Raw genomic sequence first — 17,550 nt, 5'->3', positions numbered from 1 at the left:
TGACCGGAATGGCCAGCCCCACGCGCTGTTCTAGATCGCTTTGGTCGCCTGTTCCAGCCAGATCCGTTCCCTGGCGCCGACCAGAGGCCCGATTTCGGACCGGACCCGCTCGTGATACCGGTTCAGCCAGGCCCGTTCGTCATGGGTCAGCAGCGCCGTCTCCACCAGCCGGAGATCCATCGGCACCAGGGTGATCGTTTCGAAACTGAGCATCGCCCGCTCGCCGCCTGCAATGTCGGCAGGACCCGTGACGATCTCGAGATTCTCCAGTCGGATTCCGTATTCTCCCGCCGGGTAGTATCCCGGTTCATTGGACAGGATCATCCCCGGCTTCAACGGCACCGTTCCTGTCTTGGATATGCGTTGCGGGCCCTCGTGCACACTGAGATAGGCGCCGACGCCATGGCCGGTGCCGTGGTCGAAATCGAGGCCTGCCTTCCACAGGTCGATCCGGGCCAGCGTGTCGAGCTGTGCCCCTGTCGTGCCTTCGGGAAACTTCGCCGTCGAGATGGCGATATGCCCTTTCAGCACCAGCGTGTAGTGGCGCTTCATCTCCGCGCTCACGTCGCCAACCGCGATCGTGCGGGTGATGTCGGTGGTGCCGTCCTCGTACTGGGCGCCCGAATCGATCAGAAACGGCTTGCCGAGCGGGATCTTCAGATTGCTGGACCGGCCGACACGATAGTGGCAGATCGCCCCGTTGGGGCCCGCGCCTGATATCGTATCGAAGGAAATGTCCTTCAGAACGCCGGTCTCCCGGCGGAATTCCTCCAGTTTCTCCGCGACGCCGATTTCGTCGAGCGCGCCTTTGGGCGCAACCTCGTCGAACCACGCGAGAAAATTCACATAGGCGGCTGCATCGCGCACATGGGCGGTCCGCGCCCCGTTCAGTTCGGCTTCATTCTTGATTGCCTTGGGCAGCAGCACCGGATCCTGGGCTTCCACCAGCGTGCCGCCGGCCCCGGTGATCGCGTCCGCGATACCGATCCCGGCCAGGGCCGGATCGATCAGGACCCGTGCTCCCTTGCCACCAAGAGCTTCCAGTCCCGGCAGAAACGCCCCCGGTTCGGCGAGGTCCGTCAGGCCTGACAGGGCATCTCGAACCGAATTGGACAGTTTGCGGCTATCGATATAGAGCGCCGGCCGCCCCTCGGACGGGACCGTCGCGAAGGACAGCGGAATCGGCGAGTGCGTCACGTCGGAGCCACGGATATTGAACAGCCAGGCAATGGAATCAGGTTGCGTCAGCACGCAGGCATCGGCTTTCTTCTCAAGAAGTGCTCTCTGGATCTCGGCGAGCTTGTCTGTCGCCTCCCGCCCGGCCAGTACGACCGGGTAGAGCGACACGTTTCCAACCGGCGGCTCCGGACGATCGTCCCAGACAGTGTCGACCGGATTGTCTTCGAGCCGCACCAGTTCCGCTCCGGCCTGCTCGCAGACAGCACTCAGGCGGCGCACTTCCTGCACCGTGTGCAACAGCGCGTCTATGCCCAGTTTCTGACCCGGTTTCAGGCGCTGTGCCAGCCAGTCCGTTACCGGCTCGGTGATGAGATGACGGGCGGGAAAGACCTCCATGTCGACCTGCTCGCGCACCTGAATGGTGTATCGGCCATCGACGAAAATCGCCGCTTCCTCGCCGAGGACCGCTGCAACCCCGGCAGAACCGGTGAACCCGGTCAACCACTGCAGGCGGCAGTCGTGCGGCGGCACATATTCACCCTGGTGGGCGTCGGCACGCGGAATCAGAAACCCGTCAAGGCCACGGCGGGCGAGTTCGGCTCTGAGAAGCGCTGCATGCGGCGCTCCGCAGGAGGGATCGCTGAGATCGTCAAATGTCTGGTACATGCGGGACACGGTAATTTGGCCGCTGCAACGGATCAAGCGGGATAATTCATTCCGGTCTGACCGATCCGAAGAAAGTTCCACCCCCTTTATCGCAGCGCAACAAATCATTTCGCATATGCGAAGAGCGCAGGGCAGTCATGCGTCTTCAGGCCTACCTGAATCAGGCAGGAAGGGGCATATAAGGATCAGAAAATAAAAAGACGTTTCTCCCTAGGGAAGCTCTTGTACCTCCATAAAGGGAATGATCACGATGACCATCAAGACAACCACTTCGACCCGCGCCGGCGGCAGCTTCATGCGCCGCGCTTTCGATCGCATGATCGAAGCCCGTTCGGTTCAGGCTCGCCGCTATGTCAACGGCTACCTGCTGTCTCTGGACGACGCAACTCTGGCAGCCCACGGTTACGACCGTGACAGGCTCGAGCGTGAAGGCGCTTCGACCAGCGCATTCTGAGGCCTTCGGTCTCCGCAAACACCACTGTGCACCCGTAAAGGCCCGCCGGATTTTCCGGCGGGCCTTTTTCCTTGCGATTCTGCTCGCGCCTGGTTCAGGCCGTTTTGCGGCCGCGCACCAGTGTCAGGGTCAGCCAACCGTCCTTCTGGCGGCGCCTGTCCAGGACAAATCCCTGACACCGGTAGGCGAACAGGATCCTGGGACCGTCCTCGATGCGCAGGCCCGACAGGACCAGCGTCGCGGTGCGGGTCATGCGTTCGCCGATGGATCTGGACATCTTCATCAGCGGCCGCGCCAGAATGTTGGCGATCACGAGGTCGAAGGGCCCATAGAGGCGAAATCGCCTGTCTTCCATGCCATTGGCCGTGAAGCCGCTGATCAGATGCGACGCCCCGTTGAGACGGGCGTTCTGAAGTGCCGTGCGTGTTGCCACCGGGTCGATATCCGTCGCCAGAACACCCTGACGGCCCTTGAGCGCGGCCGCGATGGCCAGCACGCCCGTTCCCGTCCCCAGATCGAGAATGCTGTCATATTCGCGCAGGGACAGCAGCCTGTCGATTTCCTCCAGGCACCCCGCCGTCGTGCCGTGATGGCCGGTCCCGAAGGCAAGCGCCGCCTCGATTTCTAGGCCGATGGCCCCCGGCGGCACCTTGTCCCGGTCATGCCCGCCATGCACGACGAACCGGCCGGCCCGGACCGGCTTCAATCCCTCGAGGCTTTTTTCCACCCAGTTGATATCCGGCAGTTCCTCCGCTTCAAGCGGTGCGGCGAAGGCATCGGCGCCGACCCGGTCGCGCACCGTCGCGGCGGCTTCATCCGGCTCCATTCCGAAAAGAAGGATTTCCGCGGCCCATGTCCGCCCATCCGCAGTGACCTCGTAAATGGTCACAGGATTGCCGTCGTCTTCAAATGCGCGTTCCAGGATTTCCGAAATCCGCTTGGCTTCGAGTTCTTCGGCAGTGATCCGTACCCGGATGGTTTTCATGTCCGCAATTGCCTTCGGTGATTGGCTTCAAGGCGAGCGGTATACCGGCAAGCCGCGCCCTAAACCAGCGAATCAGGTCCGAAAGACTGGTCAATTCGGTGCAATGCCCCATTTTTCGCTTGAATAGAGAGGAATTGAGCCATGCAGGGCGCCACCGAAATCATCCGCCTGGTCACACTCTTGCGCGTTTTGGCAGTGATGCTCCTGAGCGCCGCCTTGATGACGTTGGCCGCGTTGGCAGCTTCCCAAAAGGAGGCCCTGTTCGAAGCGTTGAAAACCGCGCCGAGCGAGATCGAAGCCGAGAAGATCGAAAACGAAATCTGGAAATCCTGGTTCGAGGCAGCGCCGAATCCCGAGATACAGGCCAGGCTCGAAGAGGCCATGAGCCGCCGTCACGCCTATGACCTGGCCGGTGCACGCGCGCTGCTGGACAAGATCATCACCGAAGCACCGGACTATGCCGAGGGCTGGAACCAGCGCGCCTTCGTCCTGTTTTTGCAAGGAAATTACGAAGCCAGCCTGGAGGATATCGCACGCGCGCTCGCGTTGGAACCACGCCACTTCGGTGCCCTGTCGGGAAAAGCCATGATCTTCATGACCCTTGGACGTGTGAAACTCGGCCAGCAGGCCTTGCGTGAAGCCGTCGAAATTCACCCCTACCTCAAGGAACGCACCCTGCTGGTCCAGCCCGGTGGCGTGGATCTTTAGCCTCAGCCATCTTCCGGAGCGGCCTTTCGCCCTGCTTTGTCCGGCCTGGGACCTTCGGCGACGGGCAGGGTGAGGCGCACCGTAAGACCGCCACCGGCGGTGTCCAGCAGGTCGAGACGGCCCGAAGCCGCTTCCGCGACCGCCCTTGCCGTCGGCAGCCCCAGACCGAAGCCCGTGCCTTCGCGGAGCTGGCGCGCCGCGTCACCGCGCTCGAAAGGTTCAAGCAGGCGCACCCGGTCGGCCTCGGCGATCCCCGGACCATGGTCGATGACGTCGATCCGCACGGTGTCGTCCTTGCGACAGGCACGAATCTCCACATCGCGGGCGTAATGCGTGGCGTTGTCGACCAGATTGCACAGGGCGCGCGTCAGCTCGGTGGTGCGCGCCTCAACGGCCAGACCGGCCTCGAAGCCAAGCGTGACCACATGCCCGATATCCGCATACTGGTCGGCCAGGGACTGAAGAAAGCTGGGCAGATCGATCCGCTGGACAGGTTCCGAAGTGGCGCCGTCGCGCAGAAAGATCAGCGCGGAATCGAGCTGTTGCTCCATCTGCTGGAGATCCCGGAGGCTCCGGTCGCGAATCTCGCCCTCTTCCAGAAGATCCAGGCGCAGCCCCAGCCGGGTCAGTGGTGTCCTCAGGTCGTGGCTGACGGCGGCGAGCATGCGTGTCCGCTTGTTCAGAAATTCGTCGATCCGGAGCTGCATCCGGTTGAACGCGTGAGCCGCGGCGCGCACCTCGCGCGGGCCGGCTTCGCGGATCGGCACCGGCGCGGTGGAGCTTTCCCCGAAATGCCTGGCGGCTGATGCCAGGTCCGACAGCGGGCCGACCAGACCCCGGGCGGCCCAGATCATCAGGCCGCAGAAGGTCAGCGCCAGAAATCCGAAAAACAGGAAGAAGGGCATTCCCAGAACGGAAGGTGGTGGGGCCCGCAGGCCCCATTCGGCGGCAACAAGCGCACCGTCCCTGAGCCTGACATAAATCAGCGGTCCGGAATTCTTTCCGCGCAACCCGGGACCGACGACGTGTTCAAGGCGCATCCCGAGCAGCGTATCTCCGGTCCGGAATGGACCGTACCGGGCGCCTTCGCCTCTAACGTCGGGACCGGCGAGAACCTCTTCGCCGACCAGTTCGATCGATATGTCGGGAAGATCGGTCCGGAGCGCTTCGAGCACCGCCCGCCGGTCCTGCGCCTCGGTTTCGTTCAGCTTCCCGATGGCCACACTGACGAAATGGCTGGTCATGATCGAAAGATTCTGGTCGAGACGCTGCTTCAGAACAAAAATGACCGCCGCACCGACGATGATCATGAACAGCCCGGAAACGGCCAGCAGCACCAGGATCTGGTGCAGCATGCTGTCCGGCCAGAGCCGGTTAAGCAACCGCTTCATCCCGCGCCACCGGAGCCACGAATTCGTAACCGCCGGCACGCACCGTTCGAATGAACTGGTAGGGCGCTCCGCCCGCCTCGAGCTTAGACCGTAACCTGCTGATCAGGATGTCGATATTGCGCCCGTTGGTCGCGCCGAACTGGCCGTATGTCAGCTCGACGAGCTGTTCCCGGCTCAGAACCCGGCCACCGCGTTCCACCAGAACCTGAAGCAGGTTGAATTCCGCAGGGGTCACGGACACGAGTGCTCCCCCGCAATTGTGCAGGGTCCTCAGCCGGCAATCCATCTGCCACGATTCGAAATGCAGCATCCCCACAGCGGCCGGAGCCGCGACGGACCCGAGTTCGACACGGCGAAACAGCGCGCGCACCCGGGCGATCAGTTCCCTCGGACTGAACGGCTTGGGCACATAGTCGTCCGCCCCCACCTCCAGCCCGACCACACGGTCGATATCCTCGTTCTTGGCCGAGACGATGATGATCGGCACCGAGCTGGTCGCGCGCAGGCGCCGGCAGATGCTGATGCCGTCCTCGCCGGGAAGCATCAGGTCAAGCAGAACGAGATCGACCCGGTTGCTGGCCAGCAAACGGTCCATCTCGATTCCGTCACGCGCCAGCGTGACCTTGAAATCACTTGAGACCAGATGCCGTTTGATCAGCAATCCGATTTCGGAATCGTCCTCGACGACTAGGATGTGTGACGGTCTGTGCATGGCAGGACCATATCCCTTTTCAGGCCGGATTTTCAGCCGTTTCGCGAGGCCTGTATTCCGGAAAACTGTTTCTGTCTGTTTCTCGTAAAATCAACGGAAACAAACCGAAAACTGCGGCCCGCGAGAGTTAAGATGCCGTTAACCTTTCCGGCGCCACCGTCCCCGAAGTATAGGCGTATCAACCCTTTCACGGAGTGAACGAACATGCAAATCGGTTCAATGCCAATGATGCCGCCGGGTGGCTCGCCCCGGGACCAGGCGGTCAACAGCCTGAGCGCGCAGGTCGAAGCGGGCGAAATTTCCGCCGACGATCAGGATGCGATGCTGGAAGCGCTGGACGCGATCCATGCCGAACGCATGGAGTCCGGCCCGCCGGAGCAAGGCAGCACACCACCGACCCAGGAAGAGATGCAGGCGAATTTCGACTCGATGCTGTCGGAACAGGTCGAGGCCGGGACCCTGGATCAGGAGCAGGCCGACAAACTGGCGGACCTGTTCGAGGAAGGAGAGCTCGGCGGACCTCCTCCGGGCGGACAGAGACCACCTCCCGGCGGCGAGACAGAAGACCTGATGAGCGCGATCCTGTCCCAGCTTCAGAGCGGATCGGCCTATGACGGCTCAGGCGAACAATCCGTCTCCAGCGTCGCGTCCCTGTTGGCTGATTACACAGCCTGACATGCTGCGGAGCGCCCCTGCCCCGGCTCAAGTCGGGCCGGCAGGAGACAAGACTCCCGCCATCCGGTGACAGCAGCACATCCACTGTCACCCGACCGCCGCTTTCGGGAAGCCGGCCGCCTCCTGGCGGCCGGTTCTGTTTTTCGTCGTGGGCTTTTGCTTCGGGGAACAGGGACTCGAAACGACGCCGGTTTCCGGCTCAGTGCCGCTCGACAAAACTGTCGATGACCTTCTTCACGCCCGCCTTTTCGAAATCGATGGTCAGCTTGTTGCCTTCGATCAGTCTGATGGCGCCGTAGCCGAACTTGATGTGGAACACCCGCTCGCCGACAGAATACTCCGACGGCGTGTCGCTGACGGATTTGGCGACCAGTTCGCCCTCGATCGTCAGCGGCCCCTGGCGCTTCGTGCGCGCGGATTGCTGGCCGCGCCCCCCGCTGTCGGAGAACCCGTCAGAGGCTTGCCGGGCGCGCTGTGCCCGTTTCCAGCCCGGCGTCGAATAGCTGCCCTTCTCGAAAGGATCGTGACTGTCGAAACGGGACGGACCGTAACCACCGCCGGCATACCCGCCATAGTTCGAGGAAGGTTCGCCGATCTCGACATGTTCCGGTGGCAATTCATCCAGAAAGCGCGACGGCACGGTCGATTGCCACAGGCCGTGAATGCGCCGGTTGGAGGCAAAATAGAGTTTCGCCCGTTTTTTCGCGCGCGTGATGCCGACATAGGCCAGCCGGCGCTCTTCTTCCAGCCCGGCGCGCCCGCTTTCGTCCAGCGCGCGCTGATGCGGAAACAGCCCCTCCTCCCATCCGGGCAGAAACACCGTGTCGAACTCAAGACCCTTGGCGGAATGCAGCGTCATGATGGAAACCGCATCGGAAGCATCGGCACTGTCCCGGTCCATCACGAGGGAAATGTGTTCCAGGAACCCCGCCAGGGACTCGAACTCCTCCATGGAGCGGATCAGCTCCTTGAGGTTGTCCAGCCGCCCGGGAGCCTCCGCAGACCGGTCCTGCCGCCACATCTGGGTATAGCCGCTTTCATCGAGAATGATTTCGGCAAGCTCGGTATGCCTGATCTGATCGAGCTGACGCCGCCAGCGCTCGAAGTTGTCGAGCACGGTCTTCAGGGCGTTGCGCGGCTTGGGCTTCAGCTCTTCCGTGTCGATCAATTGACTGGCGGCCTGCATCAGCGGAATGCGCTCGGCACGGGCGAGGCCATGCACCAGTTTCAGCGTCGCGTCGCCGAGGCCGCGCTTCGGCGTGTTGACGATCCTCTCGAACGCCAGATCGTCCGCCGGCTGCGCAACACAGCGGAGATAGGCCATGGCGTCCCGGATTTCCATGCGCTCATAAAAACGCGGTCCGCCGATGACCCTGTAGTTCAGCCCGAGTGTGACGAAGCGGTCCTCGAACTCGCGCATCTGGAACGAGGCCCGCACCAGCACCGCCATTTCGTTCAATGCGTGCCCCTTTGCCTGCAGGGCCTCGATCTCGTCGCCAATGCTGCGCGCCTCTTCCTCGGAATCCCAGACCGAGGCAACGGCCACCAGATCGTGGTCGGGCTCGTCGAAATCGGTGAACAGCGTCTTGCCGAGACGGCCTTCGTTGAAGGAGATCAGATGAGATGCGGTTGCCAGAATATGGCTGGTCGAGCGGTAATTGCGTTCCAGACGGATCACTTCCGCGCCCTTGAAGTCGTGCTCGAAGCGCAGGATGTTGTCGACCTCGGCCCCGCGCCAACCGTAGATCGACTGATCGTCATCGCCGACGCAGCAGACATTCGGGTTGCCCTGGGCCAACAGGCGCAGCCACAGATACTGGGCAATGTTGGTGTCCTGGTATTCGTCGACCAGCATGTAGCGGAAACGCCGCTGATACTCCGCAAGGACGTTCCGGACGGCTCTTGAACAGGGTGATCACGTGCAGAAGCAGATCCCCGAAATCGGCCGCGTTCAAGATCGAAAGACGTTCCTGGTATTGCTCGTAAAGCTTGCGGCCCTTGCCGTTGGCGAATGCGCGCGCCTCTCCCTCGGGCACCTGATCCGGGGTCAGGGCACGGTTCTTCCAGCCGTCGAGCATCCCGGCGAAGGCCTTGGCGGTCCAGCGCTTGTCGTCCAGCCCCTCGGCCTGGATGATCTGCTTGATCAGGCGGATCTGGTCGTCCGTGTCGAGAATGGAAAAACTGGATTGCAGGCCCACCAGTTCGGCATGCTTGCGCAGGATCTTCACACAGATGGAATGGAAGGTGCCGAGCCAGGCCATGCCCTCGACATTGCCGCCGACAAAGCCCGCGATGCGTTCCTTCATCTCCCGCGCGGCCTTGTTGGTGAAGGTGACGGCAAGGATCTCGAAAGGGCGCGCCAGACCTGACGCCAGAATATGCGCAATCCGGGTGGTCAGAACGCGGGTCTTGCCCGTTCCCGCTCCGGCCAGCACAAGCAGCGGACCCTCCGTAGTTTCCACGGCAAGCCGCTGCTCCGGGTTCAGTCCGGTCAGATAATCAGGCGCCCGCCGGGCTGCCATCGCCCGCGCGGCGATCCCGCCTTGCGGGCGCACAGGTGCGGGAGCCGGCTCCGCCCTGGTTCCGACAGGCTGAAAAGGATCGTCAAATGGATCGTCATACCCGTCCGGGTCTGCCATGGTTTACTGGTCCGGTTGCCAAGAGGTCTTTGCGAGAACATTATAGCAACAAAGCGGCGCTGGCGAGGCGCAGATCAGGGAATTGATGGGGACAAGACGTGGTGGCCGTACCGGAAACCTGAAGCCATTGACCGGCGATACTTGCTCACCGCACAGATCTGCAAGGAACGTCTTTGGTGAGGACTGAACTGGGTGCCGTCGTTTGAACAGGTTTCGGAAAGGCCGTGACACCGCTTGTCCCTGCCGGTCGAGTTCCGCCTTGTCGAGGCGGGTGTCAACCAACGGCCAGTCCAGGACCAACACATTCAGCACCGCAGTTGATGCATACCGTAATTTAGGCGGCCACGGCAAAGGCCGGCGTCCTGATGACGCCGGCCTTTGGTATGTCTGCAATGCTATGGCAGGCGCGGCCTGGTTCAGGCCACCTGTTCGCGCACTTCGCCAAGGAACTGATTGACGGCCTGGGAAAGATCCGCAGCCACCAGGCCCAGTTGTTCGGCGGACTGGCTCATCACCTGCGACTGGTCCCGGGTCTGATCGATCGAACTGGACACTTCGGCAACATTCGAGGCCGCCGAGGTGGCACCGTCCGACGCGAAGGTGATGCTCTGGGTGATTTCGCTCGTTGCTGCGCTCTGCTCGTCGACGGACGTTGAAATGGTTTCCGACACCGACTGGACTTCCTGGATCCGTTCGACAATCGACCGGATGGCGGCAACCGACTTCTGGGTCGAGTTCTGAACTCCGGTGATCTGGCTCGCGATCTCGTCGGTCGCCTTCGCCGTCTGCGTGGACAGTTCCTTGACTTCCGCGGCAACCACTGCAAAGCCCTTGCCGGCTTCACCCGCACGGGCGGCCTCGATCGTCGCGTTCAGGGCCAGGAGGTTGGTCTGTTCCGCGATTGCCCGGATGATTTCGACAACCTCGCCGATCTTGTCCGCAGTTTCCGCGAGAAGCGAAATATCCCGGTCCGCCGAGATTGCGGTTTCGGACGCATCTGCAGAGATTTCCGTGGCGGAGTTCGCCTGCCGCGAAATTTCGCCGATGGAGGCGGACAGCTCGGCGGCGGCTGACGCCACGGTCTGAACGTTGGCGGTCGCCTGACCGGTGGCGGCATCGGCAGCCTTGGCGCTTTCGTCGGCATGCATGGCGATCTTGATCATCTCGCCGACACTGGACCTCATGCCTTCGGTCTCCGTGGAAAGCTGTTCCTGGATCGTCGACACCGAGGTTTCGAAATGGTGGATGGCGTTTTCCAACTGCTCGGCGCGCTTCTGGCGCGCTTCCCGCCTTGCCGCTGTCTCTTCCTCCATCTCGCGCTGATGGCGGAGATTGTCCCGGAAGACTGTGGACGCACGGGCGATATCACCAATTTCGTCAGGTCTGTCCGTGTCCATGATCACGACATCCAGATCGCCGTCGACCAGGCTGGTGACACTGTCCCGCTGCCGGCTCAGGGTATTTGTGATCGAACGGACCTGCCAGATGACCAGGGCAAGCGTGGCAACAACAAAGACAACTGCAAGGACCGAAAGCCAGAAAACCTGCTGTGAAAGCCCGGCGACATCCGCATCGGCGGCCGCTTCCGCCCTGTGAATGAGTTCATCGGAGAACTTCTTCATGAGGTTCAGCCGTTTGGTTGCCATGGCAAACCACACCGACCCCTCGACACCTTCGGCATCCAGCGTCTGAGGCAGAGCGTGGATCAGATCACGCCAGGCCAGTGCCTGATCGACATCGGCTCCCGTGACCATCTTCTTCCAGAGTTCTTTCTGTTCGGGAAGTGCAACCGATTTGAACTCTTTCAAAAAGGCACTTTCCCCGCCGTAGTTGGTGAGGACCGATTTGTAGATCGTTGGATCGACCTTGCCGGTGGCGTTGAACTCGTTCAGCAGGGCCGCACCCGTCGCCCGTTCCAGCCCGCCGGCCTCCATCGCTTCGACAATCGTCAGGAAAGGCAGAAGTTCCGCAGTTATTTCTTTGGAAGGGCTCACCTCCGTTGTAAGACCGACGACATGGATCAGCTCTTCCACTTCGTGCGAATAATGCTTGAGAACATCCTTCACCTGAAGTTTCTTCCCATCCACTTCCTTGCGAACTGTCGTGATCTTGTGCACTTCCTCGGCGACATGATGCAGATCCTTGATGAGGTCGTCGTCGCTGAGTTCCAGTGATGCCAGATGGTCGTCGAATATCTTGAGCGCGGCATCCGTATTGGAGCGTTGCGCTTTCAGCTTGCCACCGAGGCCGGAGTCATAGTCGTTCTTGATCAAGCTGACAGTCATGCCGCGTTCTTTTTGCAGCTCGTGCACCAGATTGCCGGAATCTTCGGCAATTCTCGTCATCGGCCGCATAAACGAATGATGCGACAGCTCGACAGCTTTTTCATAGACACTGAACGCTGCGAAACCCATTAGGGCAATCATCGGTACACACGCAAGAACCGCGACTTGTAGCCTGATACGTTTCATGGACATCGCCCTCCGGGAAAAAATAACTCTCCCGAAACTGTACGGAACCCATTACTCAATCTTTAAATCACCGTGTGAAATAATTAAAAATCGAATTTTTTGGGGCGCACATCAAGTTAAATCAATGCACGATTGAAGATGTACGCAATAAGAACATTGTAGTTTTTACTAGTTTCAATTTACTGAGATTATCGTGACGCCAAACGTTCAAAATATCGACCTGCTTCCGGGACAAAATACAGGCTCAACAGCAAGCGGCAGCCTCATGCGCCGACCAGATCGAACCAGTCATCCTCGGAAATCACGTCGACCTCCAGCTCCGCGGCCTTTTTCAGCTTTGAGCCCGCGCCGGGCCCTGCCACGACGAGATCGGTTTTCTTCGACACGGAGCCGGACACCTTGGCGCCGAAACGCTCGGCCATGGCCTTGGCCTCGTCCCGGGTCATCCGTTCCAGTGACCCGGTGAAAACGACGGTCTTGCCGGCGACGGGAGATCCGGACGCCTCGATCTTTTCCGCATCCTTCGGGCTCACCTGCGCCAGCAGTTTGTCCAACTGCTCGCGGTTATGGGCTTCAGCGAAAAATTCCACCAGCGCCTCGGCAACGATATGGCCGACCCCGTCGATGTCGTTCAGCTCCGCCCAGGCCTCCCCGTTCGGATCACGGGCCGCCTGCATGGCCTGATAAAAGGCATCCCAGGACCCGTAGGCCCGCGCGAGCAGCTTGGCATTGCCCTCGCCGACATGACGGATACCGAGCGCGAAGATGAAACGGTTGAGATCGATGGACCGGCGTGCATTGATGGCTTCGAACAGGTTCTTTGCCGAGACCGCCCCCCAGCCTTCACGATTGCGCAACTTGGTCAGGGACTGCTTGTCCCGCTCTTCCAGAGTGAAGATCTCCGCCGGCGTTGTCACAAGTTTTTCCTGGTAAAACGCATCGACCTGTTTGTCGCCGAGGCCTTCGATGTCGAAGGCATTGCGCGAAACGAAGTGCTTCAGCTTTTCCGTGGCCTGCGCCGGGCAGATCAGACCGCCGGTGCAGCGACGTATCGCGTCCACCCGGCCGGTCTTCTCGTTTTCCTCACGCACGGCATGGCTGTCGCAGGCGGGACACACCGTCGGGAACTCGTAGGGCTTCGCGTCCGCAGGGCGCTTGTCCAGATCGACATCGACAATCTGCGGGATGACATCCCCGGCCCGCTGGATCCTGACCGTATCGCCGACGCGCAGGTCCTTGCCTTCCCGCAAAGGTTCGCCATCCTGGCCGATGCCCTTGATATAGTCCTCGTTGTGAAGCGTCGCATTGGAGACGACGACACCGCCGACGGTAATCGGCTCAAGCTTCGCGACGGGCGTCAGCGCGCCGGTGCGGCCGACCTGGATCTCGATGTCGTTGAGGATCGTGAAGGCCTGTTCGGCGGGAAACTTGTGCGCGATCGCCCAGCGGGGCGAGCGCGAAACGAAGCCGAGCCGTTCCTGCAGGTCCAGCCTGTCGACCTTGTAGACAACACCGTCGATGTCATAGTCGAGCTGCGCCCGGCTTTCCTCGATGCGGTGATAGACGGCCAGAAGCTCCTCGACGCTTTCACAGCGCTTCATCAACGGGTTGATCTGGAAACCCCACCTGCCGAGACATTCAGCCATGGCGAACTGGGTGTCTTCCGGCAGCGCGCTCATCTCGCCCCAGGCATAGGCAAAGAACCGCAGCGGCCGGGAGGCCGTGATTTCGGACTTGAGCTGGCGCAGCGACCCGGCGGCCGCGTTGCGCGGGTTTGCGAAGACCTTGCCGCCATTGGCCTCCATACGCTCATTGAGCGCCTGAAAGTCCTTGTTGGCCATATAGACTTCGCCGCGCACCTCGACCACATCCGGCACATCCGACACATCGCCGCTGAGCCGGGCAGGAATATCGCCGATGGTCCGGGCATTGGCGGTGACGTTCTCACCCGTGGTGCCGTCACCGCGGGTGGCCGCATAGACCAGCACGCCCCCCTCATAGCGCAGCGACAGGGACAGCCCGTCGATCTTCGGTTCCGCCGTCACCGCCAGAACACCCTGCAAGGGATCGAATTTCAGGAACCGGCGGACGCGGCCGACAAATTCCCGGACGTTGTCATCGCTGAAGGCATTGTCCAGCGACAGCATCGGCACCCGGTGGGTGATCTTGCCGAATCCGGAAGCCGGCGCCGCCCCGACCTGGCCGGACGGGCTCTCTCCAAGCACCAGCGCGGGAAACCGGGCTTCGATCCGCGCGTTGCGCTGCCGCAGGGCATCGTAGTCCGCATCGGAAATGACGGGGTCATCTTCCTGATGATAGCGCCTGTCATGTTCGGCGATTTCCGCCGCCAGCCGTTTCAGCTCCCCCCGGGCTTCCTCCTCGGTGAGGCTGTCAACATCGGTTTGGGCAACTGGGGTGTCAATCATGATGTCTTCACGGATTTTGCCGGCGCATGGGAACGGATGGTTTCATGTATCATCCGGATACCGGAACCATAAGGCATGCTCAAGCGTTCTTGTCACAACCTCGCGGCAATTCTGCCGCCGGACAGAGTTTGAACGACAGGAGACTGAAATGGCTTTCCAGGACCGTGACACGCATGGTGCAGCGACATCGACCGGCAGCAGCGCAGGCTGGTTCATGGCGGGAGCCCTTGTCGTGGCGCTCATCGCCGGCGGCCTGTTCTACTTCAACGGCTATTTCACGGAAGACGACGACCTCAGCATCGAGCTGAGCCTGCCGAAGCTGGACGCGAACTGAAATCATCCGCATCGGACTTGAAACATGTGCCGGTTGGCTTGAACACCCAACCGGCACTGTTGTGCGGCGTGTCAGACGCCCCTATCGCGCCTGGCGATGCTCCGGTTGAGCCGTATTCCGCAACCGCCAGGCCGGGGCAATCAGGCGCGTCGCCGTCACTCACCGACCGTCAGCAGCCTGCGCGCCGCCGCCCGCGCTTCTTCCGTTATGACGCTTCCCGCCAGCATCCTCGCGATTTCCTCGCTGCGGTGATCGGCATCGATACGCTGGACCCGTGTCGCCACGCGATCCGGTTTCAGAGCTTCCTTGGCGATCAGGAAATGGCCCTCCGCCCGGGCCGCAACCTGCGGCGCATGCGTCACCGTCAAAACCTGAACACTGCGTGCCAGGCGCGCCAGCCTCAGGCCGATGGCTTCCGCCACCGCCCCGCCGACCCCGGTATCGATTTCGTCGAACACCAGCGTCGGCGCTGAGCCCTTGTCGGCCAGTGAAACCTTCAGAGCCAGCAGGAACCTGGAGAGTTCGCCTCCGGACGCAACCTTCATCATCGCACCGGGCCGGGTGCCCGGGTTGGTCTGGACGTGGAATTCCAGCTGGTCGATGCCGCTGCGGCCCCGGCTGCCCGGGTCGCTGGTGAATTCCACGATGAATTTCGCGCGCTCCAGCTTCAGGTCCGGGAGCTCGGCCTCGACGGATTTCTCCAGCGCCCTGGCAGCACGCGCGCGTCTGGAAGACAGTGCGGCCGCCTTCTTGTCGTAGTCCGCGCAGGCCTTGGCCGCCGCGTCCACCAGGGCCGCCAGCCGGTCCTCCCCCGCGTCGAGATCGGCCAGATCAGTGGCCATGCCCGCGCACAGCGCGGCCAGGCCATCTACCGGAACGGAGTATTTCCGCGAGGCGGCACGAAGCGCGAACAGCCGCTCCTCGACACTCTCGAGTTCCCTGGGATCGAATTCCGTCTGCCGCAGTGCATTTTCCAGACCGCCCCGGGTTTCCTCCAACAGGTCCAGCCCCTCCGCGAGCGTGCGCACAGGCTGCGCCAGCAGATGCGGCACCTGGTCGGACTTGCGCTCCAGACGGCGCAACAGGCTGGCAAGCTCGGGTATGGGGGACGCCGAGCCATTGAGGGTCTCGAACGCCTCGTTCAGATCACCTGCGATCTTTTCAACCTGCATCATGTCCGTCCGGCGGGCGGCGAGCTGGTCTTCTTCTCCGGCCTCCGGCTTCAGTCCGGACAGTTCCTCGACCGACGACTTGAGATAATCGGCTTCATTGCGTGCCGCCGCGATCCGGCGCTCATGGTCCGTCACGGCTTTTTCGGCGGCCTTGTATGCGGCGAACGCACGCGAGACCGCCTCCACATCGCCGCTCAGCCCCCCGAACACATCGATCAGCGCCCGGTGGCTCTCCGGATCGACCAGGGCCCTGTCGTCGTGCTGACCGTGGATTTCGACGAGCAGACCACCTGCCTGGCGCAACAGGCCGGCACTGACCGGCTGGTCGTTGATGAAGGCACGGGTGCGGCCATCGGCGGTCTGTATCCGGCGCAAAATGATGTCGCCGTCATCGTCAACGTCGTTTTCCTTGAGGAAGACCCGCACCGCATGGTTCGCTGCCACGTCGAACACCGCCGTCACCTGCCCCTGGGCCTCGCCGTGCCGGACAAGGTCCGCATCGCCGCGCGCACCGAGCGCCAGCGAAAGCGAATCCAGAAGGATGGATTTTCCGGCGCCGGTTTCGCCTGTCAGAACCGACATGCCCGCGGCAAAATCAAGATCAAGGCGGTCAATCAGGACGATGTCACGAATAGACAGCGTGACCAGCATGAAAGGAAGCTCCCATAAGTTCTGCGCGGCCCACCATATAGGAGGTCCGAGCAGTCTTGCCAGAGACCGTCAGGGCATTTCAACGTCTATCGTGATCCGAGGGGCTAAATACTTTTAAAGGCACGGCTGATCCAGCTGCCACTGTCCTCTGTCGGCTGAAGGCCACCCTTGTTCAAAAGAGCGTAGGCATCCTTGTACCACTGGCTGTCGGGATAGTTGTGCCCCAGCACCGCAGCCGCCGTTTGCGCCTCGTTGACCACCCCCAGCGCGTAATAGGCTTCCGTCAGACGGAACAGGGCCTCTTCCACATGCCGTGTGGTCTGGTAGTCGACCACAACCGTCTTGAACCGGTTGATCCCGGCGATGTAGTTGCGTTTTTCCAGGTAGTACCGCCCGACCTGCATTTCCTTGCCGCCGAGCTGGTCCTTGACGACCCGCAGTTTCTGTTCCGCGTCCGGCACATATTCGGACTCCGGAAACCGCTGAATCAGCTCGTTGAAAGCAGCAGCGGATTTGCGCGTCACGCCCTGATCGCGCGTGATGTCCGGCATCTGGCGGAAATAGGCCTGGCCGGCCAGATACAGCATGTAGGCGGAGTCCTCGTCACCCGGGTAAAGCGTGACGAAACGCTTCGCCGCGGTCACGGTCTCCGTGTACTTGCCGCGCGTGTAATTGAGATACGCCAGGTTCACCAGCGACTTCTTGGAATACTCGGAATAGGGATACAGCTTGTCGAGTTCTTCGAACTTCTGGGTCGAGTCGCGCAGCTTGCCCTGGGCACGCAACGCCAGTCCCTCATTGAAAAGGACTTCAGGAGGCGTGTCGTTGAGCGCAAGCTCATCCAGATCATCCTTGCCACCACAGCCCACAAGCGCGATCGGCACGGCCAGAACGGCCATTTTCAGGAAAATCCTGATGCGTCGGGTTCTGCTGACTTCAGAACCGGTTTCCATTCCGTTCACGCCTATGCTCCCGGGCAGTAGCAGCCCATCGACCGCGAATACCGCAGCCTTCCAATTTCATCGACAGGAGTGTTTAACGGAGTTTGCCTGCCCCCGCCACGTCCTGATCGGCCATGTGACGGTTT

At 61.6% G+C, this 17,550-nt stretch carries 12 protein-coding genes and 1 pseudogene; 4 read left to right on the top strand and 9 right to left on the bottom strand.

The window, feature by feature from the left end:
- Positions 1 to 30: 30 nt before the first annotated feature.
- Positions 31 to 1,845, bottom strand: coding sequence for an aminopeptidase P family protein (locus tag AC0VX3_RS09940; protein ID WP_475524572.1), 1,815 nt, complete (start codon positions 1,843 to 1,845; stop codon positions 31 to 33).
- Positions 1,846 to 2,095: 250 nt separating this feature from the next.
- On the opposite strand from AC0VX3_RS09940, the gene AC0VX3_RS09935 reads away from it, so the two are divergent.
- A complete protein-coding gene (locus tag AC0VX3_RS09935; RefSeq protein ID WP_342891921.1) occupies positions 2,096 to 2,299 on the top strand; it encodes a hypothetical protein in 204 nt (67 codons plus the stop codon).
- A 94-nt stretch (positions 2,300 to 2,393) separates the two neighbouring features.
- On the opposite strand, the gene AC0VX3_RS09930 is transcribed toward AC0VX3_RS09935, so the two are convergent.
- On the bottom strand, positions 2,394 to 3,284 hold the full coding sequence (locus AC0VX3_RS09930; RefSeq protein ID WP_475524571.1) for a 50S ribosomal protein L11 methyltransferase: 891 nt from the start codon (positions 3,282 to 3,284) through the stop codon (positions 2,394 to 2,396).
- 141 nt (positions 3,285 to 3,425) lie between these two features.
- Here AC0VX3_RS09930 and AC0VX3_RS09925 point away from each other — a divergent pair, with 141 nt between their 5' ends.
- Positions 3,426 to 3,992, top strand: a complete 567-nt coding sequence (locus tag AC0VX3_RS09925) for a tetratricopeptide repeat protein (protein ID WP_475524570.1) — start codon at positions 3,426 to 3,428, stop codon at positions 3,990 to 3,992.
- A 2-nt stretch (positions 3,993 to 3,994) separates the two neighbouring features.
- Here AC0VX3_RS09925 and AC0VX3_RS09920 read toward each other — a convergent pair whose 3' ends face one another.
- Positions 3,995 to 5,383 (bottom strand): ATP-binding protein, encoded by a 1,389-nt coding sequence (locus AC0VX3_RS09920; protein WP_475524569.1) that lies wholly within the window; start codon positions 5,381 to 5,383, stop codon positions 3,995 to 3,997.
- Positions 5,367 to 6,095 (bottom strand): response regulator, encoded by a 729-nt coding sequence (locus AC0VX3_RS09915; protein WP_475524568.1) that lies wholly within the window; start codon positions 6,093 to 6,095, stop codon positions 5,367 to 5,369. Before AC0VX3_RS09915 ends, AC0VX3_RS09920 begins: the two co-directional genes overlap by 17 nt.
- A 204-nt stretch (positions 6,096 to 6,299) precedes the next feature.
- On the opposite strand from AC0VX3_RS09915, the gene AC0VX3_RS09910 reads away from it, so the two are divergent.
- Complete coding sequence (locus AC0VX3_RS09910; protein WP_342891916.1) at positions 6,300 to 6,770, top strand: hypothetical protein; 471 nt, start codon at positions 6,300 to 6,302, stop codon at positions 6,768 to 6,770.
- Positions 6,771 to 6,969: 199 nt separating this feature from the next.
- On the opposite strand, the pseudogene AC0VX3_RS09905 reads toward AC0VX3_RS09910, so the two are convergent.
- The 3 genes and pseudogenes from AC0VX3_RS09905 to ligA form a co-directional block, all read right to left on the bottom strand.
- Positions 6,970 to 9,409: pseudogene (locus AC0VX3_RS09905) on the bottom strand (ATP-dependent helicase).
- 416 nt (positions 9,410 to 9,825) lie between these two features.
- Positions 9,826 to 11,694: a methyl-accepting chemotaxis protein gene (locus AC0VX3_RS09900; protein WP_475524567.1), complete on the bottom strand. Its 1,869-nt coding sequence runs from the start codon at positions 11,692 to 11,694 to the stop codon at positions 9,826 to 9,828.
- Positions 11,695 to 12,143: 449 nt separating this feature from the next.
- Positions 12,144 to 14,306 (bottom strand): NAD-dependent DNA ligase LigA, encoded by a 2,163-nt coding sequence (gene ligA / locus AC0VX3_RS09895; RefSeq protein WP_475524566.1) that lies wholly within the window; start codon positions 14,304 to 14,306, stop codon positions 12,144 to 12,146.
- Positions 14,307 to 14,454: 148 nt separating this feature from the next.
- On the opposite strand from ligA, the gene AC0VX3_RS09890 reads away from it, so the two are divergent.
- On the top strand, positions 14,455 to 14,640 hold the full coding sequence (locus AC0VX3_RS09890; protein ID WP_475524565.1) for a hypothetical protein: 186 nt from the start codon (positions 14,455 to 14,457) through the stop codon (positions 14,638 to 14,640).
- Positions 14,641 to 14,795: 155 nt separating this feature from the next.
- On the opposite strand, the gene recN is transcribed toward AC0VX3_RS09890, so the two are convergent.
- Together recN and AC0VX3_RS09880 are read right to left on the bottom strand one after the other, a co-directional pair.
- Positions 14,796 to 16,463: a DNA repair protein RecN gene (recN, locus tag AC0VX3_RS09885; protein ID WP_475524564.1), complete on the bottom strand. Its 1,668-nt coding sequence runs from the start codon at positions 16,461 to 16,463 to the stop codon at positions 14,796 to 14,798.
- 104 nt (positions 16,464 to 16,567) lie between these two features.
- A complete protein-coding gene (locus AC0VX3_RS09880; protein ID WP_342892604.1) occupies positions 16,568 to 17,416 on the bottom strand; it encodes an outer membrane protein assembly factor BamD in 849 nt (282 codons plus the stop codon).
- Between the last annotated feature and the right edge of the window lie 134 nt (positions 17,417 to 17,550).

Source organism: Roseibium sp. QJM3NY_11 (genome assembly GCF_056173175.1).
Note: the sequence above shows the minus strand (reverse complement) of the source record. Positions and strands in the feature narration are given on the sequence as shown.

What these genes read in the sequence shown, in the direction of transcription:
- AC0VX3_RS09940 (WP_475524572.1), bottom strand. Translation starts at nt 1,845, where the DNA reads ATGTACCAGACATTTGACGATCTCAGCGATCCCTCCTGCGGAGCGCCG.
- AC0VX3_RS09935 (WP_342891921.1), top strand. Translation starts at nt 2,096, where the DNA reads ATGACCATCAAGACAACCACTTCGACCCGCGCCGGCGGCAGCTTCATG.
- AC0VX3_RS09930 (WP_475524571.1), bottom strand. Translation starts at nt 3,284, where the DNA reads ATGAAAACCATCCGGGTACGGATCACTGCCGAAGAACTCGAAGCCAAG.
- AC0VX3_RS09925 (WP_475524570.1), top strand. Translation starts at nt 3,426, where the DNA reads ATGCAGGGCGCCACCGAAATCATCCGCCTGGTCACACTCTTGCGCGTT.
- AC0VX3_RS09920 (WP_475524569.1), bottom strand. Translation starts at nt 5,383, where the DNA reads ATGAAGCGGTTGCTTAACCGGCTCTGGCCGGACAGCATGCTGCACCAG.
- AC0VX3_RS09915 (WP_475524568.1), bottom strand. Translation starts at nt 6,095, where the DNA reads ATGCACAGACCGTCACACATCCTAGTCGTCGAGGACGATTCCGAAATC.
- AC0VX3_RS09910 (WP_342891916.1), top strand. Translation starts at nt 6,300, where the DNA reads ATGCAAATCGGTTCAATGCCAATGATGCCGCCGGGTGGCTCGCCCCGG.
- AC0VX3_RS09900 (WP_475524567.1), bottom strand. Translation starts at nt 11,694, where the DNA reads ATGACTGTCAGCTTGATCAAGAACGACTATGACTCCGGCCTCGGTGGC.
- ligA (WP_475524566.1), bottom strand. Translation starts at nt 14,306, where the DNA reads ATGATTGACACCCCAGTTGCCCAAACCGATGTTGACAGCCTCACCGAG.
- AC0VX3_RS09890 (WP_475524565.1), top strand. Translation starts at nt 14,455, where the DNA reads ATGGCTTTCCAGGACCGTGACACGCATGGTGCAGCGACATCGACCGGC.
- recN (WP_475524564.1), bottom strand. Translation starts at nt 16,463, where the DNA reads ATGCTGGTCACGCTGTCTATTCGTGACATCGTCCTGATTGACCGCCTT.
- AC0VX3_RS09880 (WP_342892604.1), bottom strand. Translation starts at nt 17,416, where the DNA reads ATGGAAACCGGTTCTGAAGTCAGCAGAACCCGACGCATCAGGATTTTC.